The organism is Pseudomonas sp. RP-B7 (assembly GCF_059803535.1).
The window spans coordinates 1-26,109 of the sequence record NZ_JAPFHC010000016.1 but is presented as its reverse complement, the minus strand read 5'-3'; the positions used below and the strand labels follow the sequence as shown (position 1 = coordinate 26,109).

General features: G+C 61.6%; 20 protein-coding genes. 8 read left to right on the top strand and 12 right to left on the bottom strand.

Going from position 1 to position 26,109, the window contains the following annotated elements; genetic code table 11:
* Positions 1-406: 406 nt before the first annotated feature.
* On the bottom strand, positions 407-1,141 hold the full coding sequence (locus tag OPU96_RS16120; RefSeq protein WP_305391366.1) for a phosphoadenylyl-sulfate reductase: 735 nt from the start codon (positions 1,139-1,141) through the stop codon (positions 407-409).
* 153 nt (positions 1,142-1,294) lie between these two features.
* On the opposite strand from OPU96_RS16120, the gene thrH reads away from it, so the two are divergent.
* Positions 1,295-1,912, top strand: coding sequence for a bifunctional phosphoserine phosphatase/homoserine phosphotransferase ThrH (gene thrH / locus OPU96_RS16115; RefSeq protein ID WP_226454880.1), 618 nt, complete (start codon positions 1,295-1,297; stop codon positions 1,910-1,912).
* A gap of 123 nt (positions 1,913-2,035) precedes the next feature.
* Here thrH and pabB read toward each other — a convergent pair whose 3' ends face one another.
* From pabB to rloA, 4 genes are all read right to left on the bottom strand, one after another.
* Positions 2,036-3,379, bottom strand: a complete 1,344-nt coding sequence (gene pabB, locus OPU96_RS16110; protein ID WP_498559343.1) for an aminodeoxychorismate synthase component I — start codon at positions 3,377-3,379, stop codon at positions 2,036-2,038.
* A 181-nt stretch (positions 3,380-3,560) separates the two neighbouring features.
* Positions 3,561-4,547: an alpha-L-glutamate ligase-like protein gene (locus tag OPU96_RS16105; protein ID WP_090400363.1), complete on the bottom strand. Its 987-nt coding sequence runs from the start codon at positions 4,545-4,547 to the stop codon at positions 3,561-3,563.
* Entirely contained in the window at positions 4,547-6,079 is a 1,533-nt protein-coding gene (gene rloB, locus OPU96_RS16100; RefSeq protein WP_192297181.1) for an osmotic stress tolerance membrane protein RloB, read from the bottom strand. Before rloB ends, OPU96_RS16105 begins: the two co-directional genes overlap by 1 nt.
* Positions 6,080-6,084: 5 nt before the next feature.
* The gene (rloA, locus tag OPU96_RS16095) at positions 6,085-6,621 is read right to left on the bottom strand and encodes a retropepsin-like aspartic peptidase RloA (RefSeq protein WP_226454882.1); all 537 of its coding nucleotides are present in this window, start codon (positions 6,619-6,621) and stop codon (positions 6,085-6,087) included.
* 272 nt (positions 6,622-6,893) lie between these two features.
* On the opposite strand from rloA, the gene OPU96_RS16090 reads away from it, so the two are divergent.
* The 6 genes from OPU96_RS16090 to prpD all read left to right on the top strand — a co-directional run bounded on the left by OPU96_RS16090 (position 6,894) and on the right by prpD (position 15,493).
* A complete protein-coding gene (locus tag OPU96_RS16090) occupies positions 6,894-7,604 on the top strand; it encodes a GntR family transcriptional regulator (RefSeq protein ID WP_192297179.1) in 711 nt (236 codons plus the stop codon).
* Positions 7,604-8,497, top strand: coding sequence for a methylisocitrate lyase (gene prpB / locus OPU96_RS16085; protein WP_027603670.1), 894 nt, complete (start codon positions 7,604-7,606; stop codon positions 8,495-8,497). The genes OPU96_RS16090 and prpB overlap by 1 nt, the downstream gene beginning before the upstream one ends.
* A 160-nt stretch (positions 8,498-8,657) precedes the next feature.
* Positions 8,658-9,785: a bifunctional 2-methylcitrate synthase/citrate synthase gene (prpC, locus tag OPU96_RS16080; RefSeq protein ID WP_192297178.1), complete on the top strand. Its 1,128-nt coding sequence runs from the start codon at positions 8,658-8,660 to the stop codon at positions 9,783-9,785.
* Positions 9,786-9,984: 199 nt separating this feature from the next.
* Complete coding sequence (gene acnD / locus OPU96_RS16075) at positions 9,985-12,579, top strand: Fe/S-dependent 2-methylisocitrate dehydratase AcnD (RefSeq protein WP_498559342.1); 2,595 nt, start codon at positions 9,985-9,987, stop codon at positions 12,577-12,579.
* Positions 12,580-12,588: 9 nt separating this feature from the next.
* Positions 12,589-13,779: a 2-methylaconitate cis-trans isomerase PrpF gene (gene prpF / locus OPU96_RS16070; protein ID WP_192297176.1), complete on the top strand. Its 1,191-nt coding sequence runs from the start codon at positions 12,589-12,591 to the stop codon at positions 13,777-13,779.
* Positions 13,780-14,008: 229 nt separating this feature from the next.
* Positions 14,009-15,493 (top strand): 2-methylcitrate dehydratase, encoded by a 1,485-nt coding sequence (gene prpD / locus OPU96_RS16065; RefSeq protein WP_498559341.1) that lies wholly within the window; start codon positions 14,009-14,011, stop codon positions 15,491-15,493.
* 149 nt (positions 15,494-15,642) lie between these two features.
* On the opposite strand, the gene OPU96_RS16060 is transcribed toward prpD, so the two are convergent.
* The 7 genes from OPU96_RS16060 to OPU96_RS16030 all read right to left on the bottom strand — a co-directional run bounded on the left by OPU96_RS16060 (position 15,643) and on the right by OPU96_RS16030 (position 24,451).
* Positions 15,643-16,965 carry an ABC transporter ATP-binding protein gene (locus OPU96_RS16060; RefSeq protein ID WP_226454886.1) on the bottom strand — a complete coding sequence of 441 codons (1,323 nt, stop codon included), beginning with the start codon at positions 16,963-16,965 and terminating at the stop codon, positions 15,643-15,645.
* 16 nt (positions 16,966-16,981) lie between these two features.
* Complete coding sequence (locus OPU96_RS16055; protein WP_226454887.1) at positions 16,982-18,727, bottom strand: ABC transporter permease; 1,746 nt, start codon at positions 18,725-18,727, stop codon at positions 16,982-16,984.
* Between the two features lie 238 nt (positions 18,728-18,965).
* Positions 18,966-19,694, bottom strand: coding sequence for an alanyl-tRNA editing protein (locus OPU96_RS16050; RefSeq protein WP_192297172.1), 729 nt, complete (start codon positions 19,692-19,694; stop codon positions 18,966-18,968).
* Between the two features lie 2 nt (positions 19,695-19,696).
* The gene (locus OPU96_RS16045; RefSeq protein ID WP_192297171.1) at positions 19,697-20,689 is read right to left on the bottom strand and encodes a serine O-acetyltransferase; all 993 of its coding nucleotides are present in this window, start codon (positions 20,687-20,689) and stop codon (positions 19,697-19,699) included.
* Between the two features lie 37 nt (positions 20,690-20,726).
* Positions 20,727-21,641 carry a PLP-dependent cysteine synthase family protein gene (locus OPU96_RS16040; protein ID WP_192297170.1) on the bottom strand — a complete coding sequence of 305 codons (915 nt, stop codon included), beginning with the start codon at positions 21,639-21,641 and terminating at the stop codon, positions 20,727-20,729.
* A 15-nt stretch (positions 21,642-21,656) separates the two neighbouring features.
* A complete protein-coding gene (moeB, locus tag OPU96_RS16035) occupies positions 21,657-23,519 on the bottom strand; it encodes a molybdopterin-synthase adenylyltransferase MoeB (RefSeq protein ID WP_498559340.1) in 1,863 nt (620 codons plus the stop codon).
* A gap of 38 nt (positions 23,520-23,557) precedes the next feature.
* Positions 23,558-24,451, bottom strand: a complete 894-nt coding sequence (locus OPU96_RS16030) for a DMT family transporter (RefSeq protein ID WP_192297241.1) — start codon at positions 24,449-24,451, stop codon at positions 23,558-23,560.
* A 160-nt stretch (positions 24,452-24,611) separates the two neighbouring features.
* On the opposite strand from OPU96_RS16030, the gene OPU96_RS16025 reads away from it, so the two are divergent.
* Positions 24,612-26,036 (top strand): aminotransferase-like domain-containing protein, encoded by a 1,425-nt coding sequence (locus OPU96_RS16025; protein WP_192297168.1) that lies wholly within the window; start codon positions 24,612-24,614, stop codon positions 26,034-26,036.
* Positions 26,037-26,109 lie beyond the last annotated feature (73 nt).

Here is a 26,109-nt window from a genome sequence, read left to right as displayed (position 1 = left end):
AGCGCTTTTCACCTTAAGCCACATGCGTGCCAGTTTTCGATCTATGAAAACTGTAGGTAATTTCGTTTTTGTAGGTGGGATAAATAAATTACTGAATTACAAGAAATATAAATTGACCGATTGAACAGCTATTTATTTTTTGGCGGGAAGAGGGCGATTCACGAACGGGAAAGATAGGCGGGAATAGGTGTTACGTATTGGTGCGGACAAGCAAAAATTGCACACATAAATGGCACCGATAGTTACACGTGTGTGTACATCTCTAATGGCCAATACAAAACAAATGTGGGAGCGGGCTTGCTCGCGAATGCGGAGTGTCAGTTGATACATTCATCACTGATACACCGCATTCGCGAGCAAGCCCGCTCCCACATAAGCTCATTCCACATTGTTTACTGCATCAGCCTCAAGCCTTGCTGATGATGTTCCCCGCATGCAGCCCACATTCCTTCTGCGTCGCTTCCTCCCACCACCAACGCCCTTCGCGCTCATGCTGGTTCGGCAACACCGGGCGGGTGCACGGCTCGCAGCCGATGCTGATAAAGCCACGTTCATGCAGGCTGTTGTACGGCAGTTCCAGCATGCGGATGTAGCCCCAGATCTCTTCGCTGGTCATCTGTGCCAGAGGGTTGAACTTGTACAGCGTGCGCTCTGGCGTGGAGAACGCCGAGTCGATTTCCAGCGCCGCTACCTGGCTGCGGGTGCCAGGGCTCTGGTCGCGGCGCTGGCCGGTAGCCCAGGCGCTGACACCGGACAGTTTGCGGCGCAAGGGCTCGATCTTGCGCACGCCGCAGCATTCGCCATGACCGTCCTTGTAGAAGCTGAACAGGCCCTTTTCCTTGACGAAGGGTTCCAGCTTGGTCTGGTCCGGCGAGATCAGCTCGATGTCGATTGTGTAGAACTCACGCACCTGCTCGATGAACCGGTAGGTCTCCGGGTGCAGGCGGCCGGTGTCGAGGCTGAACACCTTGACGTTCTTGTTCAGCTTCCAGGCCATGTCCACCAGCACCACGTCCTCGGCACCGCTGAAGGAAATCCACAGGTCATCGCCGAACTGGCTGAACGCCAGTTTGAGAATGTCCTGGGCGGACTTGTTGGCATAAGTCGCGGCGAGTTCAGCGACGTCGAAGGCTTGGTTCATCAGCACGGTTCCTACAAGGTCAGTGGCGCTAAGCGCTCTATAGGTGGGCGATGGTATCAAAATCCGCCCTGCGTTGCGGCCGCGAGCTTGAATCGCTAGAGTTCGGCAGTCCTTTTGCTCGCTCAACGTCAACAATATAAATAGGAGTGTCTTGTGGAAATTGCCTGTCTCGACCTGGAAGGGGTGCTGGTTCCGGAAATCTGGATCGCCTTCGCCGAAAAAACCGGTATTGAATCCCTGCGGGCCACCACCCGTGACATTCCCGACTACGACGTGCTGATGAAGCAGCGCCTGCGCATTCTTGACGAACATGGACTCAAGCTCGCCGACATCCAGGAAGTGATCGCCACCCTCAAGCCGCTGGATGGCGCCATCGAGTTCGTCAACTGGCTGCGCGAACGCTTCCAGGTGGTGATTCTGTCGGATACCTTCTACGAATTCTCCCAGCCGCTGATGCGCCAACTGGGCTTCCCGACACTGCTGTGCCACCGTCTGATCACCGACGAAACAGACCGCGTGGTGAGTTACCAACTGCGCCAGAAAGACCCCAAGCGTCAGTCAGTACTGGCGTTCAAAAGCCTGTACTACCGGGTGATTGCTGCGGGCGATTCCTACAATGACACCACCATGCTGGGCGAGGCCGATCGTGGGATCCTGTTCCATGCGCCGGAGAATGTGATCCGCGAGTTCCCGCAGTTCCCGGCGGTGCACACGTTTGAGGCGTTGAAGCAGGAATTTATCAAGGCGTCGAATCGGTCGTTGAGCCTGTAAGGCTTTCAGCGCGGCTGATGGCCTCTTCGCAGGCAAGCCAGCTCCCACACTTGACCGAGTTCCATCATGAGAATGCAGTCAAATGTGGGAGCGGGCTTGCCCGCGAAGAGGCCAGCCCAGTCACTACAAACCTTCCAGTGTCTCCAACAACACCCGCACCTTCGTCAGCGACTCCTGATACTCCGCCTCCCACTGCGAGTCCGCGACAATCCCGCCGCCCCCCCAGCAGCACACTTGCCCGTCCTTGACCAGCAAGCTGCGGATAGCGATGGAGCTGTCCATCTCGCCGCGCACGTCCAGGTACACCAGCGAGCCGCAGTACAAGCCGCGCCGGGTCGGTTCCAGTTCGTCGATGATTTGCATCGCGCGGATCTTCGGTGCGCCGGTGATGGAGCCGCCGGGGAAGCTGCCGGCGATCAAGTCGAGGGCGTCCTTGTCATCGGCCAGGGTGCCGACAACGCTGCTGACCAGATGGTGCACGTTGGGGTAGCTTTCCAGGCTGAACAGTTCCGGCACGCTCACCGAGCCGGTGCGGCAGGTGCGGCCGAGGTCGTTGCGCAGCAGGTCGACGATCATCAGGTTTTCGGCGCGATCCTTGGGGCTGGTCAGCAGTTCGGCGGCGTTGGCGGCGTCTTCTTCTGGCGTCAGGCCACGGGGGCGGGTGCCTTTGATCGGGCGGGTTTCAACGCGGCGTTCGCTGACGTGCACGAAGCGTTCCGGCGACAGGCTCAGCACGGCGCCGTCATCGGGCAGGCTCTGGAACCCGGAGAAAGGCGTAGGGCAGGCTGCGCGCAGGGCGCAGTAGGCGACCCACGGGTCCCCGCTGCACGGCGCGCGAAAGCGCTGGGCAAAGTTGACCTGGTAGCAGTCGCCGGCCTGGATGTAGTCCTGGATCCGCACGATGGCCTGTCGATAGGCCTCGGCGGTGAGGTCGGGGGCCATGGGGCCCTGGAGTTTGAAGGTGGCAGGCGTGTCGGTCATGCCAGCGCTGAACAGCGCAATCAGGCGTTGGCGCTCGCTGTCGGCCAGCGTGGGGTGGAATACAAGTTGGCTGGTCCGCGCCTGGTGATCGCTGATCAACGCCCAGGCATACAGTCCGAAGCGTGCGTCCGGCAGGTGCAGGTCGTCTGTCGCCAGGTGCGGCATCTGTTCCAGGTGCCGGCCGAAGTCGTAGCTCAGGTAGCCGATCAGGCCACCGGCAAAGGGTAATTCATAACCTGGAGGCAAATCCGCCTCGCCCAGATGCGCCACGTTTTCCCGCAAGCGTTGCAGGAAATCAGTGCCGTTTTCGTCAGGCGAAACCGTCAATGTAGCCTGTGGCCAGGCGCTGAGCAGGTCATAACGCCCACGTTCGGCCGCCGGGCGGCCGCTGTCCAGCAGCACCGCGCCGGGGGCATGGCGAATCGCCGTGAAGTAGTCAGCGGGGTTGGCCCGGTAGGGCAGCGGGTGTACGGAGCAGGTAGGCATGCGCGGGATGGATCAGCCGTGTGCGTGGGGGGAGGGGATTGTAGCGCCCCGAAGAACTGGGTCCTAGACCGCGGTTCAAATGTGGGAGCGGGCTTGCTCGCGAATGTGGTGTGTCAGTCACAGGTGTTTCAACTGATCCACCGCATTCGCGAGCAAGCCCGCTCCCACATTAGATTGGTGTTCAGCCTTCAACCGGCGGGATATGCCCAAACATCTCCTGCACGAACTTTACCCGTTCTTCCGGGGTTTCCGTCACGCCAGCGGCCTTCAGCTCTTCCAGGCGCGCTTCCACCGCGTGGGTACGCAGGGTCAGCCCGCAGTCGTTGGCGATCTGGATATTCAGCCCCGGCCGCGCATTCAGTTCCAGGATCAGCGGGCCTTTTTCCTGGTCGAGCACCATGTCCACACCGATATAACCCAGCCCGCACAGCTCGTAGCAACCGGCCGCGAGTTTCATGAAACCGTCCCAGTTGGGCAGTTGCACGCCGTCCACCGCGTTGGTGGTGTCGGGGTGTTTGGTGATGATGTTGTTCAGCCAGGTGCCCCGCAGGGTCAGGCCGGTGGCCAGGTCGACGCCCACGCCGATGGCGCCCTGGTGCAGGTTGGCCTTGCCGCCGGACTGGCGTGTCGGCAGGCGCAACATAGCCATCACCGGGTAACCCATCAGCACAATGATGCGGATGTCCGGCACGCCTTCGTAGCTGATGCTCTTGAAGATCTGGTCGGGTACCACGCGGTACTCGATCAGCGCGCGGTCGCGGTGGCCGCCCAGGGAATACAGGCCGGTGAGGATGCTGGAGATCTGATGCTCGATTTCTTCATGGCTGATGATCTTGCCCGATACCGTGCGATAGCGGCCCTCGAAGCGGTCCGCCACCACCAGGATGCCATCACCGCCGGCGCCCTGGGCCGGCTTGATCACGAAGTCGCTGCGCCCACCGATGATCTCGTCGAGCTTGTCGATTTCCTTCTCGGTGGAGATCACTCCGTACATTTGCGGCACGTGGATGCCAGCGGCAATTGCCCGTTCCTTGGTGATGATCTTGTCATCCACGATCGGGTACAGGCTGCGCTTGTTGTACTTGAGCACGTAGTCGGCATTACGCCGATTGATGCCCATGATTCCCCGCGCTTCGAGGGCTTTCCAGGTCTTCCAGAAACCGAACATTACTGGTCAGCCTTCAAGAACGCCTTGAAACGCACCAGCTCGGTCAGGCGGTAGCCGCGATAACGCCCCATGGCCAGCATGAAGCCCACCAGGATCAACAGGATCGCCGGGAAGGTAAACACGAAGTACACCAGCTCCGGCACGCTCATGATCAGGTGCGCCAGGGACGCGGCGAACAACGTGCCGATCGCCACTTTCAGCGCATGGTTGGCGCCGCGTTCCTCCCAGGTGATCGACAGGCGTTCGATGGTCATGGTCAGGATCACCATAGGGAACAGCGCCACCGACAAGCCGCGCTCCAGGCCCAGCTTGTGGCTGAACAGGCTGATGGCGGCGATCAGCACCACCACGAAGGTCAGCACCACCGACAGCCTCGGCAGCATCTGCAACTTCAAATGCTCCAGGTAGGAGCGCAACGAAAGCCCCAGCGCCGTGATGATCGTAAACAGCACAATCCCGAAGCCCAACTGCGTCTCGCGGAAGGCCAGGGCGATCAGCACCGGGGTGAACGTCCCCAGCGTCTGCAAGCCGATCAGGTTGCGCAGGATCAGGATCACCAGCACGCCGATCGGGATCATCACCATGATCATGAAGGTCTGCTGGGTTTGCAGCGGCAGGCCGTACAACGAGTATTCGAGGAAGTTGGCGTCGGTGTTTTCGTCCGTCAGCTTGGCCAGGCGAATCGCGTTCATCTCGCTGTTGTTCAGGCTGAAGGTCACCATGGCTTTCTTGCCGCCATCCACCGTGATCAGGTTTTCATCGCCAGTCCACCACAGCAGGCGGTCGGCGGGCAGGCCTTGTTCGCCGGTTTCCGGGTTGAAGTACAGCCAGTCATTGCCGTTGAAACTGCGCAGCCACAGCTCCGGGGTTTGTGGTTGGTCGGCGACGAGGCGGATGGTGTGGACTTTTTCCACCGGCACGTGGGCGATGGACAGCAGCAACTCGACGATCTTGGCCTTGTGCGGCGTCGACGGGTCGCCCGCCAGCAGCAGCTTCACGTTGTCGTCGTTGAGGTTGTTGGTGCGCTTGATGGCTTCGGTGATGAAGGTCTCGACGTCGGCCGAGTGCTGGCGGATCGGCGCCAGCAGGGCTTCGGCGGCGATTTTTTCCGGGCCTTCCACGGCGATGCTGTCGCGGAAGGTCGGGCCCTTGATCTTGACCTTTTCACCGCTGTAACGCTTGGTCAGCACCAGGCGGTAATACAGGGTCTGGTTGCCTTTGGCGCGGCGCGCCGACCAGGTCACCTTGCGGTTGCCGTCGATGCGGTTGACGCTGACCCCGTAGTTGTTCGAGATGAAGCTCTCGTTGAGGCTGACGAAGTCGCGGCTCAGCGGCGGCACGAACATTTGGATCTTCACCGGGTCCTTCGGGTTGGCGACGAACTCGACCTTGGCGTCGATATTCCACAAGTCGTCGGTGGCGTCCTCGGTAACGGGGATCCCCAGCACGAAAATCTGGTAGGCGGTGACCGAAATACCCAACACCACCAGGATGGTGATCAGGATTTTCAGGTGCAGGGTCAGAGAGCGCATTCGGTTTACTCGGCGGTATAAGCGTCGGCGGCGCAGGCGGGTTTGCCTGCTGCGTATTTAAGACTGGGGTCGACCAGCGCATCAAAGCGTTTCAAGGCTTCGGAGCCGATCAGCAGCGGGTATTGGAATGCGCTACGGTCAGTCAAGTTCACTTCGATGCTGCGTAAAGCGTTGCCCATGCAGACGTCGAGGGCAATCACCGGACGGGCGGTGTATTTCTTGTCCTCATCGGGGTCGTAGTCACCGGCGCGGCGCTTGATCTTGCTGACGCGGGCCAGGGGCAGTTCGATGGGGTGGGAATGGGCGGTGTCGATGGCCAGGTAGAAGCGTACCCAGGATTCACCATTGCGCTTGAAGCGCTTGATGTCGCGGGCACTGAGGGAGGCGGTCTTGGCACCGGTGTCGAGTTTGGCGGCGACTTCGAGGTCGATACCCGCCAGCTTGGCGTATTCGTTCAGGCCATACACAGTCTTCTCGGCGGCAATGCCAAGGCTTGGTAGGGTCAACAGGCTGATCAATAGAAGGAAGGGCTTGAGTCTCATAAATCCCGAGGCTGTACAGTGCGATGTTCAATTCAAGGCGACTGGCATTGCTGCGCAAACTCCCTCGTGCGCCTTTTCATCAGATGATGTCAGGCAAAAGCGGCGGGCATTCTAACATGATGCTTTTTTGGCGCCAGCGCTGGCAGGCGGCCATGCCCTTATCAAGTGTGAAGGGGGTTATTAGACGATTGTCGACAATGTGGATTTATTCTTTGACTATCCAGGCTTGATTGGCTAGTTTTTGCCACATTGATTTTAAAGGTGTCGACAATATGCTGGATCAAGCGGAAGCCTCGGTGGCGACAACGGACGAATCCCAGACCATGTCTGAGAACGTCTTCCGCCGTATCCAGGCCGCCATCGTCAAGGGCGAGATCGCCCCCGGCAGCAAGATCTCCGAGCCGGAGCTGGCGCGCACCTACGGCATCAGCCGTGGCCCGCTGCGCGAGGCGATCCACCGCCTGGAAGGCCAGCGCCTGCTGGTGCGCATACCGCATGTTGGCGCGCGGGTGGTGTCGTTGAGCCACGCCGAGTTGATCGAACTCTATGAAATCCGCGAATCCCTCGAAGGCATGGCCTGCCGCCTGGCGGCCGAGCGCATGACCGACGCCGAAATCGAAGAACTGCGCCAAGTGCTGCATACCCACGAACGCGACGCCGCGTTCCAGGCTGGCGTCGGCTACTACCAGCAGGAAGGCGATTTCGACTTCCACTACCGGATCATCCAGGGCGCCGGCAACCGCACCCTCACGCAAATGCTCTGCGGCGAGCTGTACCAGTTGGTGCGCATGTACCGCATCCAGTTCTCCGCCACACCCAATCGTCCACGCCAGGCCTTTGCCGAACACCACCGCATTCTGGACGCGATTGCCGATCGCGACGGTGAACTGGCCGAACTGTTGATGCGCCGCCACATCGGCGCATCCAAACGCAACATTGCCCGTCACTTCCCCGACGGCGCAGCCCAATCACGAGGTGAATGATGAGTTCCAATAACAAGAGCACCCCAGGCCAGCGTTTCCGTGACGCCGTCGCCAGTGAGCACCCGCTGCAAGTGGTTGGCGCGATCAATGCCAACCACGCGCTGCTGGCCAAGCGCGCCGGGTTCAAGGCCATTTACCTGTCGGGTGGCGGGGTTGCGGCGGGTTCCCTGGGGGTGCCGGACCTGGGCATCACCGGCCTGGATGACGTGCTCACCGACGTGCGCCGCATCACCGACGTGTGTGATCTGCCGCTGCTGGTGGACGTGGACACCGGTTTCGGCTCCTCGGCGTTCAACGTGGCACGTACGGTCAAGTCGATGATCAAGTTCGGCGCTGCCGCCATCCACATCGAAGACCAGGTCGGTGCCAAGCGCTGCGGCCACCGCCCGAACAAGGAAATCGTGTCCCAGCAGGAAATGGTCGACCGCATCAAGGCCGCCGTGGATGCGCGCACCGATGACAGCTTCGTGATCATGGCGCGCACCGACGCCCTCGCGGTGGAAGGCCTGGAGTCCGCCCTTGAGCGTGCCGCCGCCTGCATCGAGGCCGGCGCCGACATGGTCTTCCCTGAAGCCATCACTGAACTTGAGATGTACAAGCTGTTCGCCGCCCGGGTGAAAGCGCCGATCCTGGCCAACATCACCGAATTCGGCGCCACGCCGCTGTACACCACCGAACAGTTGAAATCTGCCGATGTTTCCATCGTGCTGTACCCGCTCTCGGCCTTCCGCGCCATGAACAAGGCCGCCGAAAACGTCTACACCGCGATCCGTCGCGACGGCACCCAACAGAACGTGATCGACACCATGCAAACCCGCATGGAACTGTACGACCGCATCGACTACCACACCTTCGAGCAGAAGCTCGACGCGTTGTTTGCTGCGAAAAAGTGATTGTGTGGGAGCAGGCTTGTGTGGGAGCGGGCTTGCTCGCCAAAGCGGTGTATCAGCTGTAATTGCTGTGACTGACACACCGTCTTCGCGAGCAAGCCCGCTCCCACACGAACCCAGCTCCACTCGCGACTCCCTATAAGTACAAGATTGGAGAACAGACATGGCTGAAGCAAAAGTACTGAGCGGCGCCGGCCTGCGTGGCCAGGTGGCCGGGCAGACCGCACTGTCCACCGTGGGCCAGGCCGGTGCCGGCCTGACCTATCGCGGCTACGACGTGCGCGAACTGGCCGCCGATGCGCAGTTTGAAGAAGTCGCCTACCTGCTGCTGTACGGTGAACTGCCGAGCAAGGCCGAACTGGCCGCCTACAGCGCCAAGCTGAGCAAGCTGCGCGACCTGCCCCAAGCCCTGAAGGAAGTGCTGGAACGCATCCCCGCCGACGCCCACCCGATGGACGTGATGCGCACGGGTTGCTCGTTCCTGGGCAACATCGAGCCGGAAACCGACTTCAGCGTGCAACGCGACGTCACCGACCGCCTGCTCGCCGCCTTCCCGGCGATCATGTGCTACTGGTATCGCTTCAGCCACGACGGCCAGCGCATCGACTGCGTGACCGACGAGCCAAGCATCGGCGGGCATTTCCTGCACCTGTTGCACGGCAAGAAGCCGAGCGAGCTGCACGTCAAGGTGATGAACGTGTCGCTGATCCTCTACGCCGAACACGAATTCAACGCCTCGACCTTCACCGCCCGGGTGTGTGCGTCGACCCTGTCGGACTTGTATTCCTGCGTCACCGCCGCCATCGGCTCCCTGCGCGGCCCGCTGCATGGCGGTGCCAACGAAGCGGCGATGGAAATGATCGAACGGTTCTCGTCCGCTGAAGAAGCGGTCGAAGGCACCCTCGGCATGCTGGCGCGCAAGGACAAGATCATGGGCTTTGGCCACGCGATCTACAAAGACAACGACCCGCGCAATGAAGTGATCAAGGGCTGGGCGAAAAAGCTCGCTGACGAAGTGGGCGACACCGTGTTGTTCCCGGTGTCCGAAGCCATCGACAAGACCATGTGGGAGCAGAAGAAGCTGTTCCCCAACGCCGACTTCTACCATGCCTCGGCGTACCACTTCATGGGTATCCCGACAAAGCTGTTCACGCCGATCTTTGTCTGCTCGCGCCTGACCGGCTGGGCTGCGCATGTGTTCGAGCAGCGTGCCAACAACCGCATCATCCGTCCAAGCGCCGAGTACATCGGCGTAGAACAGCGCAAGTTCGTGGCAATCGAACGTCGCTGAGTAAGAAGACCGGCGACCCTGAATTGGAAACCGGATCAAATGTGGGAGCGGGCTTGCTCGCGAAAGCGGTGTCTCAGTCGCAGGTGTGTTGAATGACACACCGCTTTCGCGAGCAAGCCCGCTCCCACACTGGGATCGCATTTCAATTCTGGATAGGCACAGGTCTTCCTTTTGCAACTACCGTGACCGAGTCCTGACGATGAACACTGAATTTCGCAAACCGCTCCCCGGCAGCCGCCTGGATTTCTTCGACGCCCGCGCGGCTGTCGAGGCCATCACCCCCGGTGCCTACGCCACCTTGCCCTACACTTCCCGCGTACTCGCCGAAAACCTCGTGCGTCGCTGTGACCCGGCCACCCTCAATGCGTCCCTGAGCCAACTGATCGAACGCAAGCGTGACCTCGACTTCCCGTGGTTCCCGGCCCGTGTGGTGTGCCATGACATCCTCGGCCAGACCGCCCTGGTCGACCTCGCCGGTCTGCGCGACGCCATCGCCCAGCAAGGTGGCGACCCCGCGCAGGTCAACCCGGTGGTGCCGACGCAATTGATCGTCGACCACTCCCTGGCCGTCGAAGCCGGTGGTTTTGATCCGGACGCGTTCGAGAAGAACCGCGCCATCGAAGACCGGCGCAACGAAGACCGCTTCCACTTTATCGAGTGGACCAAGAAAGCCTTCAAGAACGTCGACGTGATTCCGCCGGGCAACGGCATCATGCACCAGATCAACCTGGAGAAAATGTCCCCGGTGATCCAGGTGCGTGACGGCGTGGCGTTCCCGGATACCTGTGTCGGCACCGACAGCCACACCCCGCACGTGGACGCGTTGGGCGTGATCGCCATCGGCGTCGGTGGCCTCGAAGCCGAGAGCGTGATGCTCGGCCGCGCCTCGTGGATGCGCCTGCCGGAAAGCGTCGGTGTCGAGCTGACGGGCAAGCTGCAACCGGGCATCACCGCCACCGACATGGTGCTGGCGCTGACCGAGTTCCTGCGCAAACAGAAAGTGGTGGGCGCGTGGCTGGAGTTCTTTGGCGAAGGTGCTTCGGCCCTGACCCTCGGCGACCGTGCGACCATCTCCAACATGGCCCCGGAATACGGGGCCACGGCGGCGATGTTCTATATCGATCAGCAAACCATCGCCTACCTGAAACTCACCGGCCGCGAAGACGAACAGGTCGCGCTGGTGGAGCAATATGCACGTCACACCGGCCTGTGGGCCGATGACCTCAAAGGCGCGCAATACGAGCGCGGCCTGACGTTCGACCTGTCCAGCGTAGTGCGCAACATGGCAGGCCCGAGCAACCCCCACGCGCGCGTGGCAACCAGCGACCTGGCCGCCAAAGGCATCAGCGGCCAATGGGACGAAGTGCCCGGCCAGATGCCCGACGGCGCGGTGATCATTGCGGCCATCACCAGTTGCACCAACACCAGCAACCCGCGCAACGTGATTGCCGCAGGCCTTCTGGCACGCAATGCCAACAAACTGGGGCTGACGCGCAAACCGTGGGTCAAATCCTCATTGGCGCCAGGTTCGAAAACCGTGGCCATGTACCTGGAAGACGCCGGCCTGGATCATGAACTGGAACAACTCGGCTTTGGCGTGGTGGCGTTTGCCTGCACCACGTGCAACGGCATGTCCGGCGCGCTCGATCCGGTGATCCAGCAGGAAATCATCGACCGCGACCTGTACGCCACCGCCGTGCTGTCGGGTAACCGCAACTTTGACGGGCGCATTCACCCGTACGCCAAGCAAGCATTCCTCGCCTCGCCGCCGTTGGTGGTGGCCTACGCGATTGCCGGCACCATCCGTTTCGACATCGAAAAAGACGTGCTCGGCCTCGACGCCAATGGCCAGGAAATCCGCCTGCAAGACATCTGGCCGAGCGACGAAGAAATCGACGCGGTGGTCAAGGCCTCGGTCAAGCCGGAGCAGTTCCGCAAGGTGTACATCCCGATGTTCGCGATCCATGAAGACACCGGCCCCAAAGTCGCGCCGCTGTACGACTGGCGCCCGCAAAGCACCTATATCCGTCGCCCGCCTTACTGGGAAGGTGCGCTGGCCGGGGCCCGTCCGCTCAAGGGCATGCGCCCGCTGGCGGTGCTGCCGGACAACATCACTACCGACCACCTGTCGCCGTCCAACGCGATCATGCTCGACAGCGCCGCCGGTGAATACCTGGCGAAAATGGGCTTGCCGGAAGTCGACTTCAACTCCTACGCGACCCATCGCGGCGACCACTTGACCGCGCAGCGCGCGACCTTTGCCAACCCGAAACTGTTCAACGAAATGGTGGTGGAAAACGGCAAGGTCAAGCAGGGCTCCCTGGCGCGGATCGAGCCGGAAGGCCAGGTCACGCGGATGTGGGAAGCCATCGAAACCTACATGGAACGCAAGCAGCCGCTGATCATCATTGCCGGCGCCGACTACGGCCAGGGCTCGTCCCGCGACTGGGCGGCCAAGGGCGTGCGCCTGGCCGGTGTGGAAGCGATCGCCGCCGAAGGTTTCGAGCGCATCCACCGCACCAACCTGGTGGGCATGGGCGTGTTGCCGCTGGAGTTCCTGCCGGGCACCGACCGTCATACGTTGCAGATCGATGGCAGCGAAACCTATGACGTGGTCGGCGCACGCACCCCGCGTGCCACGCTGACCCTGGTGATCAACCGCAAGAATGGCGAACGTGTCGAAGTGCCGGTGACCTGCCGCCTCGACACCGCCGAAGAAGTGTCGATCTACGAAGCGGGTGGCGTGTTGCAGCGTTTTGCCCAGGACTTCCTGGAATCGGCGGCAACGGCCTGAGGGGGAACCATGGCACACGTAGCGCAAATCAAGATCCCCGCCACCTACATGCGTGGCGGCACCAGCAAAGGCGTGTTTTTCAGCCTCACGGACCTGCCCGAAGCGGCGCAGGTGCCGGGCGCTGCACGCGACGCCCTGCTGCTGCGGGTGATCGGCAGCCCCGACCCCTATGACAAGCAAATCGACGGCATGGGCGGCGCCACGTCGAGCACCAGCAAAACCGTGATCCTCGCCAAAAGCACCCGCGCCGAGCACGACGTGGATTACCTGTTCGGCCAGGTGTCCATCGACAAGCCGTTCGTGGATTGGAGCGGCAACTGCGGCAACCTGTCGGCGGCGGTCGGTTCGTTTGCCGTCAGCGCGGGGCTGGTCGACCCGGCCCGCGTGCCCCGCAACGGCGTGGCCGTGGTGCGTGTGTGGCAGGCCAATATCGGCAAGACCATCATTGCCCACGTGCCGATCACCGACGGCGCCGTGCAGGAAACCGGTGACTTCGAGCTGGATGGCGTGACCTTCCCGGCCGCCGAAGTGCAGTTGGAGTTCATGGACCCGGCGGCGGACGAAGAGGGCGGCGGCGGTTCGATGTTCCCCACCGGCAACCTGATCGACGACCTCGAGGTGCCGGGTGTCGGCACCTTCAAGGCGACGCTGATCAACGCCGGCATCCCGACGATCTTCATCAACGCCGAAGACCTCGGCTACACCGGCACCGAACTGCAAGGCGCGATCAACAGCGACCCGAAAGCCCTGGCGATGTTCGAAACCGTTCGCGCCTACGGCGCGCTGCGCATGGGCCTGATCAAACAACTGGATGAAGCGGCCCGGCGCCAGCACACACCGAAGATCGCATTTGTGGCCAAGCCTGCGGACTACGTGGCCTCGAGCGGCAAGGCGATCAAGGCCGGCGATGTGGATTTGCTGGTGCGTGCACTGTCCATGGGCAAGTTGCACCACGCGATGATGGGCACTGCGGCAGTGGCGATTGGCACGGCGGCAGCAATTTCCGGCACGCTGGTCAACCTCGCCGCGGGTGGCGTGGAGCGCAATGCGGTGCGCTTCGGGCATCCGTCGGGCACGTTGCGGGTGGGCGCCGAAGCCAGCCAGGTGGACGGTGAGTGGGTAGTGAAAAAAGCCATCATGAGCCGCAGTGCGCGGGTATTGATGGAAGGCTTCGTGCGCATCCCCGGCGACGCCTTCTAAGCCCAACACCAATCCCTAATGTGGGACAGGGCTCGTGTGGGAGCGGGCTTGCTCGCGAAGGCGCTGGGTCAATGAAGTCTGTATCGACTGAAACACCGCCATCGCGGGCAAGCCCGCTCCCACAGGGGGCTACCTACGTAGAGTTTCTATTCCAAGGCAGGCATTCAAGACCTGCTTTCAACAACCGTGAGCCCGAGGACTAACCCCAACCCTTTCTTGGAGCACTGCCATGAGCGCCAATGTCGACCAGAACAACCGCCCCGACTACGACCAGGTCCTGCAGGACATCGCCGACTACGTCCTCAACTACCGGATCGATTCCCAGGCCGCCCTGGACACCGCCCGCAACTGCCTGATGGACACCCTGGGGTGCGGCCTGCTGGCCCTGCGTTTTCCCGAGTGCACCAAGCACCTGGGGCCGATTGTCGAGGGCACGGTGGTGCCGTTCGGTGCACGGGTGCCGGGCACCTCGTTCCGCTTGGACCCGGTCAAGGCCGCGTGGGACATCGGCTGCATCGTGCGTTGGCTTGACTACAACGACACCTGGCTCGCTGCTGAATGGGGCCACCCTTCGGATAACCTCGGTGGCATCCTGGCCGTGGCCGATCACCTCTCACAAAAACGCGTGGCCAACGGCGATGCGCCGCTGACTGTGCGTGCGGTACTCGAAGCGATGATCATGGCCCATGAGATCCAGGGAGTGATTGCCCTGGAAAACTCGTTCAATCGTGTCGGCCTCGACCATGTGCTGTTAGTGAAAGTTGCCTCCACGGCGGTGACCGCCAAGCTGATGGGGGCCAGTCGCGAGCAGTTGCTTGCCGCGCTGTCCCACGCGTTTGTCGATGGGCAGGCGCTGCGCACCTATCGGCACGCGCCGAACGCGGGTTCGCGCAAGTCATGGGCGGCGGGGGATGCGTCGAGTCGCGGTGTGCGCCTGGCCGACATCGCCCTGCGTGGCGAGATGGGCATCCCCGGCGTCTTGAGCGCGCCGCAATGGGGTTTCTACGACGTGCTGTTCAGCCACACCAACAAGGACCTGGCCCTCAAGCCCGAAGACAAACGCGCATTCAGCCTGTCCCAGCCCTACGGCACTTACGTGATGGAAAACGTGCTGTTCAAGATCAGCTTCCCCGCCGAGTTCCACGCGCAAACCGCCTGCGAAGCCGCCGTGACCTTGCACCCGTTGGTCAAGGATCGCCTGCATGAAATCGAGCGCATCGTGATCACCACCCATGAATCGGCGATCCGCATCATCTCCAAGGTCGGCCAACTGGCCAACGCTGCCGACCGTGACCACTGCCTGCAATACATGACCGCCGTGCCGCTGGCGTTTGGCAATTTGGTGGCCGAGCAGTACGAAGATGAATTCCACGCCGCGCACCCGATCATCGACGCGTTGCGCGACAAGATGGTCATCGTCGAAGAGCCGCGCTACAGCCGCGAATACCTGGAAGCCGACAAACGCTCAATTGCCAACGCGGTGCAGGTGTTTTTCACGGACGGCTCCAGTACCGAGCAGGTGGCGGTGGAATACCCGATTGGTCATCGCCGTCGTCGGGTGGAGGGTATTGCATTGCTGGAAGACAAGTTCAAGGCCAACCTGGCCACGCGGTTTACCGCGCAGCGCAGCGGGGAGATTTTTGCGTTGTGCAAGGATCAGGCGAAGCTTGAGGCCACGCCGGTCAATCGCTTCATGGACCTGTTCGTAATCTGAAAACACCAGAGATTCAATGTCGAAGTGAGCTTGTGTGGGAGCGGGCTTGCTCGCGAAAGCGGAGTGTCAGTCGCTACCTGTGCTGGCTGAAACACCGCTTTCGCGAGCAAGCCCGCTCCCACATGTGGAACTGTGTTGGTCCTGACTAACTACATGCTGCCTTCGACGTCTTCCAGGCTGAATGTCTCAGTGTGGTCGTCGTAGGAGAAAATCTCCGCGTACCGCCCCCACGCCACCACGCTTTCCAGGGTCTTTTCCACGAAGGCTTCGGTCATCGAGTCTTCCAACTCCTGTTCGAAACGCACCCGTGGCGCGCGGTGCCCGCTGCGTTCGAGCAGTACCTGGTGAATGCGCGCGGCCAGCGGTACGTGCTGGATCAGGTGCTCGGCGAACAGGGTCTTGCGTTCCTGGGTGCCGTAGTCGGCAAACAGTTTGCCGGCGTCGGTGAGGGTGATGTCGGCGCCCTTGAGTTCGGCGAAGCCCAAATGCTCGAGCATCTCGGCCACCGGGAACAGGTCGTCGACTTCCAGCAAGCGCCGCTCGGCCACGTTGGGCAAGCCCGCGTGGCCGTTGTAGGGCTCGGCGGCCAGGGTTTCGATCAGGCCGGCCATCAGGTTGGTGGAGACTTCCGGCAGCAGGCTGCTCATCTTCAACTCCGGCTTGCCGGCGCTGGCATCGGCGCTGCGTCGGTCGGTCATCAGCGCGTAGATGTCATCGACCATTTGCCGGAACGTCGGGTCCAGGCGGTTGCGTGGGTGGGCAAACGGCACCTTGATCTCGGCGACCACCCGGCCGGGGTTGGAGGACAGCACCAGGATGCGGTCGCACATCAACACCGCTTCTTCGATGTTGTGGGTCACGATCAGGATCGATTTGATCGGTAATTGCTTGCCACTCCATAGCTCCAGCAAGTCGGTGCGCAGGGTTTCGGCGGTGAGCACGTCGAGGGCGGAGAAGGGTTCGTCCATCAGCAGCAGGGTCGGGTTGACCACCAGGCCACGGGCAAACCCGACGCGCTGGCGCATGCCACCGGACAATTCGCGGGGGTAGGCGTTTTCAAAACCGTCCAGGCCGATCAGGTCGATGGCGGCCAGGGCACGGCGGCGGGCTTCCTTGCGTTCGACCTGCAAGGCTTGCAGGCCGGCCTCGACGTTTTCCAGCACGGTCAGCCACGGGAACAGGGCAAAGGTCTGGAACACCATGGCCACGCCTTCGGCCGGGCCGGTCAGCGGTACGCCGTGGTAGCGCACGTCGCCCGACGACGGCTGGATCAGCCCGGCAATAATGCGCAGCAAGGTCGACTTGCCGGAACCGGAACGGCCGAGCATGCCGACGATCTCGCCTTCGTGCAGGCTCAGGTCCACGCCGCTGAGCACTTGCAGCTCGTCTTTGCCTTTGCCGAACACTCGGTTCACATTTTTCAGCGAGTAGATTTCCGGGGTGTCGGCAGTGTGTTCGGTATAGGTACTCATCTCGGCAAATTGCCCCTCAATTCAGACGCAGTTTGTTCTCAGCCATGGCGTACATCGGGCGCCAGACCGCACGGTTGAAGACCACCACAAAGATCGACATCACCACCACGCCCAGGGCGATTTTCGGGAAGTCGCCCGCCGCGGTGGTTTGTGCAATGTAGGCGCCAAGGCCGTGGGCGACCACATTGTCCTGGCCCCAGGACACATACTCGGAAACGATGCTGGCGTTCCATGCGCCACCCGATGCGGTAATCGCGCCGGTGACGTAGTACGGGAAAATGCCCGGCAGCATCACCTTGCGCCACCACAGCCAGCCGCGAATGCGGAAGTTGGCGGCGGCTTCCTTGTAGTCATTGGGAAACGCGCTGGCACCGGCCACCACGTTGAACAGGATGTACCACTGGGTGCCCAGGACGATCAGCGGGCTGAGCCAGATGTCCGGGTTGAGGTGGTAGTGCAGGATCACAATGACGAATACCGGGAACAGCAGGTTCGCCGGAAACGCCGCGAGGAACTGCGCCACGGGCTGGATCTTTTGCGCCAGGCGCGGACGCAGGCCGATCATCACGCCCAGCGGTACCCAGATCAGCGAGGCAATCAGGATCAGGCCGGTCACTCGCAGCAGGGTTATCAAACCGAGTACGAAGACATGGCCGACCTCGGCGAAGGTCACTTCGGTGCCGACGTACTGCACGATGTGGTACAGCGCGTAGGCCGTGAGCAGGCCAATCAACCCGCCCCATACCCAATCGATCACCTTGGACGCTGCCGGCGATTCGCTCGGCAATGCCTTGAACGCGCCGCCGGCGAGCCTGAAGCGTTTGTTGCCGATGCGGCCGATGGCGCGGGTGATGGGGCGCAGGATGCGTTGGACCATGCGCGTGCGCTGGATCAGGTTCAGCACCCAGGATTGCGGCGCAGCGCCCTGGGAGGCGGTGGTTTCCATGCGGAACTTGTCGGCCCAGGCCACCAGTGGGCGGAACAGGAACTGGTCGTAGATCAGGATCACCGCGATCATCGCCAGGATCACATAGCCCACGGCATGCAGGTCTTTCTGGGCAATGGCCAAGGCCAGGTACGAACCGACGCCGGGCAGGGTGATGGTCTTGTCGCCGACGGTGATGGCTTCGGAGGCGACCACGAAAAACCAGCCGCCGGACATGCTCATCATCATGTTCCACACCAGCCCCGGCATGGCGAACGGCACGTCGAGCTTCCAGAAGCGTTGCCAGCCGGACAGCCGCAGGTTGGTGGACACTTCCACCAGGTCATGGGGCAGCATGCGCAGCGACTGGTAGAAGCTGAACGTCATGTTCCAGGCCTGGCTGGTGAAGATCGCGAAGATCGCCGCGAACTCTGCGCCCAGCACGCGGCCGGGAAACAGCAGCAGGAAGAAGGTCACGGTAAACGAGATGTAACCGAGCACCGGCACCGATTGCAGGATGTCGAGCACGGGCACCAGCAGTTTTTCGGCGCGCCGGCTTTTGGCGGCCAGGGTGCCGTAGAGCAGGGTGAAGATCAGCGCCGCGACCATCGCCGCGAGCATGCGCAGGGTGGTGCGCATCGCATATTCCGGCAGGTTGGCGGGGTCGAGGGAAATGACCTCGCTCTGCAGCGTCTCGATGGGGGCCCAGGTTTCCCGCGCAGTGATGGAAAAAAACAGCAGAAAGCCGATCACCAGCGGCAGGGCGACCAAATCCCAACGGTTGGGCAGCAAGCGCATGGTGGATGCTGGTATGTAGTGACGGAGCACTTTATTCATAGGCAGTCATTCCTGCAGCGTTCAGGTTCAGGGGAGCGGTGGGGTGAGCTTGGCTTCTGTTCGAAAGACCCCGCGAGAAGGGGCGGGCGCTCTTTCTCCGAGAGTCAGGTGGCAGTGCATCAGGACGATGACCTGCTGGCGAGATTCTACGTTTCTGAATGTTACAAGGCGGATAAATTTCCTGTCAGTTCGCTGTACGAAAAGCGGCCGGGGGGTTGGCTCCCCAGCTGCGTGGCCATTACTCGAAGCGCAGGATCACCCGCCGGTTGTGTTTGCTCTTCTTCTCGATCTTCTCGCAGAACACCCGGCCGATTTCCTCGGTGTTGATCACATGGGTGCCGCCGCAGGGCTGGATGTCGATGCCGGCGATTTCAATGATGCGCACCGAGCCCTGGATCACTGGCGGCGCGACCGCCTGGGTGCGGGTGATCTGCAGCAGGGTGGCGTATTCCGAGGCGGGCATCGCCAGGGCCTTTACCGTGTGGGCCTGTTCGATCAGCGCATTGAGGTCGCGGGTGAGGCTGTCTTTGTCGAGGGTCATTTCCGGCAGGTCGAAGTCCAGGCGGCCTTTGTCGGCGCTGATGCTGCAGCCGGTCACGGGGGCATCGATCAGTGAGCACAACAGGTGCAGGCAGGTGTGCATCTTCATGTGCTGGTAGCGTCGCTCCCAATCGAGGCCGGCGTCGACTTGCACACCGGCGGTCAATTGTTCGGGGCAGTGTTCCACCTGGTGCCAGATGATCGAACGCAGCACCGGGTCGCGTACCGTACCGACCACCTCGACCCGCGTGCCATCCGCCAGGGTTAAGTGGCCGGTGTCGCCCGGTTGCCCGCCGCCGGTGGGGTAGAACAACGTGTGTTCCAGGGCAATGCCGTGTTCGCTGACGGCAATCACCCGGGCGCTGAATGCGTTCTGGTAGGGCGCGCTGTCAAACAGCGCCAGGGTTTCCATGGTGTGCACGGACATATTCAACCTCGGACGATCAGTGGGCTGGCTTGCAATAAATGACGCACCATTGCGCTCAAGCCAGGGGGGGAGAGCAGGGTGATTTCAAACTCCGGGCCGCAGACCTTGAGGTTCAGCGGCAGGCGCGGCAGGTAGCCGTCCGAGTCGATGCGGTGCAGGCGGAACTGCAGGTGATGGCGTTCTTTCACCGTGGGTTCGAGCAACAACCCCTGCAAGGGGTGAAAGTCGGCGTCCAGCACGGTGACCTTGTGGTTGGCATTGATCTCGCCGACCACGTGCAGGCGCTCGTCGAGGGCGAAGGCCCCGAGGTAGTTGCTATGGTCCGACTCGTCGTTTTTTTGCAATTGCACCTGGTTCACCACCTTGACCTTGGTGCCCGCCGGCACGTCCTGGGTGATCACGCAGGAGGGGCTGATGAACACGTCGTCGCCGATCAGCACATAACCCAGCACGCGCGCGCCGGAGCCGATCTCGACGTTGTTGCCCAGGCGCGGGTGGCGCTTGCCGTCCGGGTTGTTGGCAATGCCACGGGCACCGAGGGTCACGCCGCAGAGGATGTAGCAGTCGTTGCCGATCTCGCAGGTCTCGCCGATCACGGTGCCGTAGCCATGGTCGAGCACAAAGCGCCGGCCGATGCGCGCGGCCGGGTGGATCTCGGCGCCGGAGAGGATCTTGCCCTGGTTGCTGAGCTTGAGGGCAATGCGTGAAAACACGCCGTTGGTCTGGTCCGGGAAATTCCACACCAGGTGCGCCAGGCGATAGAACAGCACAGCCTTGAACGAGGCGTAGGACTCCAGGATCAGTTCGCCGCGCCCGCGCGACGCCGGGTCACGGTAGGCGTAGGCGATCAGGTCTTCGGCCACGGCCTGGGCGGCGTTCTGCACCAAGGGCGCCAGGTGTGGTTCCAGCTGCTTCATCTGCGTTGGCGTAAGGGTCTTGATGAGGTGGGTGAGCAACTCATCGTGCAGCTGTTGCATGTCAATAAAGCCCCCCATGGAGGCACCCCCACATTCTGGATGGTTGGGAAACCGTTTATTCGAAACTGGGCAGGTAGCTGTCGGCATTGTCGTAGACCATGGTCAGTACCACCGTTTCGGTGGGCAGTTCCGGGGCGAGCCTGGCGATGGCGACCATATTGGCCGCCGAGGACAGGCCCAGGCTGATGGCGTCCGTGCGCATGATGCGTTTCATCATGTCGATGCACTCCTGGCGCGACACCTTGAGCATGCCGTCCAGTACGTCGAGGTTGAGAATGCTCGGAATCAGGCCAATTGACAGGCCCTGGATATGGTGCGGCGCGTGCTGGTTTTTCAGCAGGTCGCATTCTTCCGGCTCCACGCCCATCACCCGCAGCTGCGGCCATGTGGCCTTGAGGGTTTCGCCGATGCCAGTGATATGGCCGCCGGTGCCGATGCCGCTGACGAAGTAGTCCACGCGCAGATCACCGAAGGCACGCAGGATCTCCGGCGCGGTGGTCTCGCGGTGGGTTTGCGGATTGGCACCATTGCGCTGCTGGTTGAGCATCACGTAGCTGGGGTTTTCCAGCTGCATTTCCAGGCACTTTTCGCCATGGGAGTTGTTGCCCAGGCGGCTGTCCGACAGCACCACCTTGGCCCCGTAGAGGCGCAGCAACTTCTGTTTTTCCGGGCTGTAGTTATCGGGGATCACCAGCACCACTTTGTAGCCCAGCACATTGCCGGCCATTACCAGGCCAATGCCGGTGTTGCCGCCACTGGGCTCGATGATGGTTTGCCCGGCGTTGCGGATCAGCACGCCACGCCGTTCGGCGTCGAGGATCATGCCCAGGGCGATGCGCGCCTTGTGGCTGCCGCCGGGGTTGAGGGATTCGAGCTTGGCATAGACCTCGATGCCGAGGTCTTCGGAAAACTGCGCCAGACGCACGATGGGCGTGTGGCCGATCACGTCGAGGATGGAGTCATGCAGCATCAGTCGATCCCCGGCTCAATACAGCGGCATGTCGGGTTCGACGTCGCGCACCCAGTGTTTCATCCCGCCCTGCAAGACCTTGGTGTTGGCGAAACCGGCCGCCAGCAGGGTCGTGGCAGCTTGTTCGGCGCGGGTGCCGGCGTAGCAGATCAGGTAGTGGGTATTGTCGCGGCTGAGGCTGTCGAGTTGCCTGTCCAGTTCGGCCAGGGGAATGTGCACCACGCCTGGTAGTTTGCACACTTCCAGTTCGCTGGCGTCACGCACGTCCAGCAGCACATCGGCGCTGTGGTGGTGTTCGAGCAGTTGCTTGAGGACGCGGGGCTTGATGTAGCGTTCTGCGGCCAGCGACGGCTGGCTTGGCACGGCGTCGGCGCAGACCGCTGGCGCCTGGGTCTGGCTGTGGCGCAGGTCCGAGCAGCACGGGCAGTCGGCGCGGCGCTTGAAGCGGATCTCGCTGAACTTCATCGCCAGCGCATCGAAGCGCATCAGGCGGCCGGACAAGGGTTCGCCGATGCCGATCAGCAATTTGATCGCTTCGGTGGCCTGGATCATCCCGACCACGCCGGGCAGCACGCCGATGACCCCGCCGGCGCTGCAATTGGGCGCCAGTTCGGCGGGCGGAGCCTGGGGGAACAGGCAGCGGTAGCACGGCCCACCTTTATAGTTGAGCACGCTGATCTGCCCGTCGAAGCGGTAGATGGCGCCGTACACCAGGGGTTTGCCAAGCTGGACGCAGGCGTCATTGACCAGGTAGCGGGTGTCGAAATTGTCAGTGCCGTCGATCACCAGATCGTAGGCGCCCACCAGCTCCAGGGCGTTGTCGGCATTCAGGGCGGTGTCGTGGGCATTGATCTGGATGTGGCGGTTGAGGTCTTGCAGGCGCTGCTTGGCGGACTCGACCTTGGGCAGGCCCAACGTGCTGTTGCCGTGGACGATCTGGCGTTGCAGATTGCTGCTTTCCACCACGTCGAAATCCACCAGCCCCAGGGTGCCAATGCCGGCTGCCGCCAGGTACAGGCTGATGGGCGAGCCCAGGCCGCCGGTGCCGATGATCAGCACCTTGGCTTTCTTGAGGTTCAACTGGCCTTCGCGACCGACGCCGGGCAGGGTGATGTGGCGCACATAGCGCTGCACTTCTTCATTGCTCAGCGTGTCGACATCGATGCCGCCAGAAGTGGCGAGCAGCACTTCGATCCTGGCCTTTTCCGGGAGGCGATCATCGGCGCCCACCAGTTCTTCCTCGGCGGTAAACAGGAAGTGCTCCTTGAGCTGGTTGTTCTTCTCGTGGAACAGGTGCGGGCGCAGTTGCGGGTGATTGATGCAGAGGTTTTCAATGACTTCGCGCAATGTCGATCCGGTGCCTTCAAGGGTCGATTCCGGCAGCTTGGCTACGCGAACCAGAATGTCGGGGAAAGAGACAGCGTTCATGGACAACTCCGTGTGCAGGTCGTTGAAAGGGTTGAGGGCGAAATGCTTGCCATCCCAGGCAAACAGCTTTGAGCCCAGGGCGTGGCCCTGGCGAACGTCGACCACCAGATAACTCACAGGGAAGATCGGTTCGCCCATGAACAGCGCCTTGTCCTGGTCTTCGTCACTGAAGTAGGCGCCTACGTCGGGGTGGGAGTGATAGATCACTACCACCGGGTTGTTGCCGCGAGACGCCTTGTTCATCAGTAGGGTGTCGGCCACCGAGAAGGTGTAGCCGTTGGCGGCGGTGCGCGGGTATATCTGGGGGTTCTTGCGGTGCAGCTCGTTCTGGATATTGCTGCCCAGGTGCACACTGCCGTCGGCGAAGACGAAGCCACAGCATTCCTCGGGATAGCTAGAGCTGGCGTGGGCGTAGATCTGTTCCAGGGCTTTTGGGCGGAGGACGTCCATGTTTCTCTCGCGTGGTTGATGTTGATGGGGCCGCAAGCTCAATTTTTCTTGGCCAGGAGTTTTTCAATCGGCAACTTGGTGATCGCAAAGCCGGCCAGCAGGATGGCCGAGTACAGCATCAGGTCGCGGGAAATCGCCATGCCTTCGTACCAGGCGCCGATGATCACCGCGAACACCGGAAAGATGATGAACACGAACGACAGGATGATCGGGCTCAAGCGCTTGAGCAGCATGAAGTACACGATGAACCCGCCGACCGAGGCCACCAGCCCCAGGTAGAACAACGCGCTCCAGGAGCGCAGGGTGATGGCCTCGAAGGTCGGCGTTTCAAACCACAGGCCCGCCACGAACAGCATCAGCCCGGCAATGCCGATGGGCAGGGTGTTGTAAGTGATCACGCTGATGGCGCTGCCTTTTTGCTTGGTAATGACGTAGCACAAGGCGTGCATGATCGCGGCGCTCAGAATGGCCAGTACCCCGAGAAACTCGGCGTGGTCCAGGTGCAGGCCCTGGCTCTTGATGATCATGTAGAGGCTGCCGAAACCGATGCCGATGCCGACCACCTGGGAGAAGTAGATGCGCTCGCGCAGGAACAGCGCGGAGAAAATCAGGATGAACACCGGCATGCAACTGAACAGCAGGGCGGTAAGCCCGGACGAGACATGCATCTCGCCGTAGTTGAGCAGGTAATAAGGAACGCTGAAGTAGGAAAGCGTCACGAACACGAAGAACCAGCGGCTTTCCCGGGGAAACAGGATCGGCTCCCGGCGCACCATGGCAAAACACAGGAACAGCGGGAAGGCGATCAGGAAGCGCAGGCCGGCGGACGTCAGCGGCGGCACGCTCTCCACGGCGATCTTGATGCCCAGCCAGGTGGTGCCCCAGCTCAGGCACACGATCAGGAACATCACGCTGGTGACCAGGCCGGCCAGCCATTGTTTCTGGGATTTGGTTTTTTCAGTGTTTTCGAGAACGGCGGACATTGGCATCGTTTATTACTTCCATGAGCCGGAATTGAACTCTATATTGACTGTGTATTGAGTTGTTTCATCCGGTGATTGAACCCGTAAAAGCACACTATTAGGGCGAAAGATGGCTGTCAAAACAAATATTGACATGGTGTCAATTATGCGTGAGGGGTTGTCCAGCGGTCAGGGCGTGAAGTACAAGCGCCTGTCCGATGTCATGGAACGGGGCATCCTTGAAGGGCTGATTGAACCAGGACGAAAGCTACCGCCTCATCGGGTGCTTTCCGACAATCTGGGGGTGACCATCGGCACCATCAGCCGGGCCTACGGCGAGTTGGAACGCCTGGGGTTGGTGGTGGCGCGGGTGGGGGACGGAACTTTCGTGCGCAAGCGTGGGATGGAGCGCCAGCGCGATGAAGGCTTTCGCAACTTCAGCGAGGAGCCGCGCCAGTACTTCGACATGAGCCGCAACATGCATATTCCAGGGCAGGAAACGGCCTTCCTGGCCCAGAGCCTGCAAACCCTGGCGACCAACGCCAAGTTCCTCCAGGACATCAGTGCCTACACGCCCGACGCCGGGCTGCCGCGTTATCGCGAGGCGGGTGCGCAATGGCTGGTACAACGCGATTTTCATCCGATTCCCGAGCAGGTCATCTGCGTCAACGGCGGCCAGCACGGTTTGCTCTGCGCCATGATGGCGTTGCTGCGCGCCGGCGATACGGTGGTCACCGAGCAACTGACCTATCCAGGGTTGATCACGGCGGCGCGCATGTTGGGTGTGCGTCTGATCGGCCTGGAGATGGATGAGGAAGGCGTGCTACCGGGGGCGTTGGATGAAGTCTGTCGTAACCACCGGGTTTCGGCGTTGTATTGCACGCCGACCATTCAGAACCCGACCACTGCAGTACTTTCGATTCCGCGCCGCGAAGCCTTGGCCCGGGTCTGTCGGGAACACAATCTACTGATTCTTGAAGATGAAGCCCACGGCGTGCTGGTGGAGGATCGTCCACCGCCCCTCAGCTATTTCGCGCCTGAGCGTACGATTTTGATCAGCAGCTTGAGCAAGGCAGTGTCTGCCGGGTTGCGCGTGGGCTATGTGCATGCACCACCGGCCTTGGTCAGCCGCATCTCGGCGGCGCTGCGCTCGACCTGCTGGATGGCCACGCCGGTGACGCTGGAACTGGCGACACAGTGGATCGAAAACGGCACCGCCGAATACCTGCTGCGCCAGCAGATCAATGAGATCAGTCGCCGCAAAGCCTTGGTGCAAGGGTTGTTGGCCGGTCTTGAATACCGCACGCACCTCAACAGCCCGCACTTCTGGATTGAAGTCCCGGAGCCGTGGCGCGCATCGGAAATCGAAGCCGAGCTCAAACAGAACAATTACCTGATCGCCACCGCCGAGGCGTTTGCCGTGGGGCAGACGGCGGTGCCGCAGTTTATTCGGGCGAGTATCTGCAATACGTCGGGGGATGATCAGTTGCTGTTGGCCGGGTTTGATGCGCTGGCGACCGCGCTGGGGCAGGGCGGCGGACGATTTCAATTGTAGTGAGCGGGCTTGCCCCGGTACAAACCGGGGACATCGTTTACATATCTAACCGGGGACATGGTTTACAGGTTAA

Bases quoted from the DNA above. Each gene is read 5' to 3' on its own strand.
- OPU96_RS16120 (WP_305391366.1), bottom strand. From the start codon at position 1,141: ATGAACCAAGCCTTCGACGTCGCTGAACTCGCCGCGACTTATGCCAAC.
- pabB (WP_498559343.1), bottom strand. From the start codon at position 3,379: ATGCCTACCTGCTCCGTACACCCGCTGCCCTACCGGGCCAACCCCGCT.
- OPU96_RS16105 (WP_090400363.1), bottom strand. From the start codon at position 4,547: ATGTTCGGTTTCTGGAAGACCTGGAAAGCCCTCGAAGCGCGGGGAATC.
- rloB (WP_192297181.1), bottom strand. From the start codon at position 6,079: ATGCGCTCTCTGACCCTGCACCTGAAAATCCTGATCACCATCCTGGTG.
- rloA (WP_226454882.1), bottom strand. From the start codon at position 6,621: ATGAGACTCAAGCCCTTCCTTCTATTGATCAGCCTGTTGACCCTACCA.
- OPU96_RS16090 (WP_192297179.1), top strand. From the start codon at position 6,894: ATGCTGGATCAAGCGGAAGCCTCGGTGGCGACAACGGACGAATCCCAG.
- prpB (WP_027603670.1), top strand. From the start codon at position 7,604: ATGAGTTCCAATAACAAGAGCACCCCAGGCCAGCGTTTCCGTGACGCC.
- prpC (WP_192297178.1), top strand. From the start codon at position 8,658: ATGGCTGAAGCAAAAGTACTGAGCGGCGCCGGCCTGCGTGGCCAGGTG.
- acnD (WP_498559342.1), top strand. From the start codon at position 9,985: ATGAACACTGAATTTCGCAAACCGCTCCCCGGCAGCCGCCTGGATTTC.
- prpF (WP_192297176.1), top strand. From the start codon at position 12,589: ATGGCACACGTAGCGCAAATCAAGATCCCCGCCACCTACATGCGTGGC.
- prpD (WP_498559341.1), top strand. From the start codon at position 14,009: ATGAGCGCCAATGTCGACCAGAACAACCGCCCCGACTACGACCAGGTC.
- OPU96_RS16060 (WP_226454886.1), bottom strand. From the start codon at position 16,965: ATGAGTACCTATACCGAACACACTGCCGACACCCCGGAAATCTACTCG.
- OPU96_RS16055 (WP_226454887.1), bottom strand. From the start codon at position 18,727: ATGAATAAAGTGCTCCGTCACTACATACCAGCATCCACCATGCGCTTG.
- OPU96_RS16050 (WP_192297172.1), bottom strand. From the start codon at position 19,694: ATGTCCGTGCACACCATGGAAACCCTGGCGCTGTTTGACAGCGCGCCC.
- OPU96_RS16045 (WP_192297171.1), bottom strand. From the start codon at position 20,689: ATGGGGGGCTTTATTGACATGCAACAGCTGCACGATGAGTTGCTCACC.
- OPU96_RS16040 (WP_192297170.1), bottom strand. From the start codon at position 21,641: ATGCTGCATGACTCCATCCTCGACGTGATCGGCCACACGCCCATCGTG.
- moeB (WP_498559340.1), bottom strand. From the start codon at position 23,519: ATGGACGTCCTCCGCCCAAAAGCCCTGGAACAGATCTACGCCCACGCC.
- OPU96_RS16025 (WP_192297168.1), top strand. From the start codon at position 24,612: ATGGCTGTCAAAACAAATATTGACATGGTGTCAATTATGCGTGAGGGG.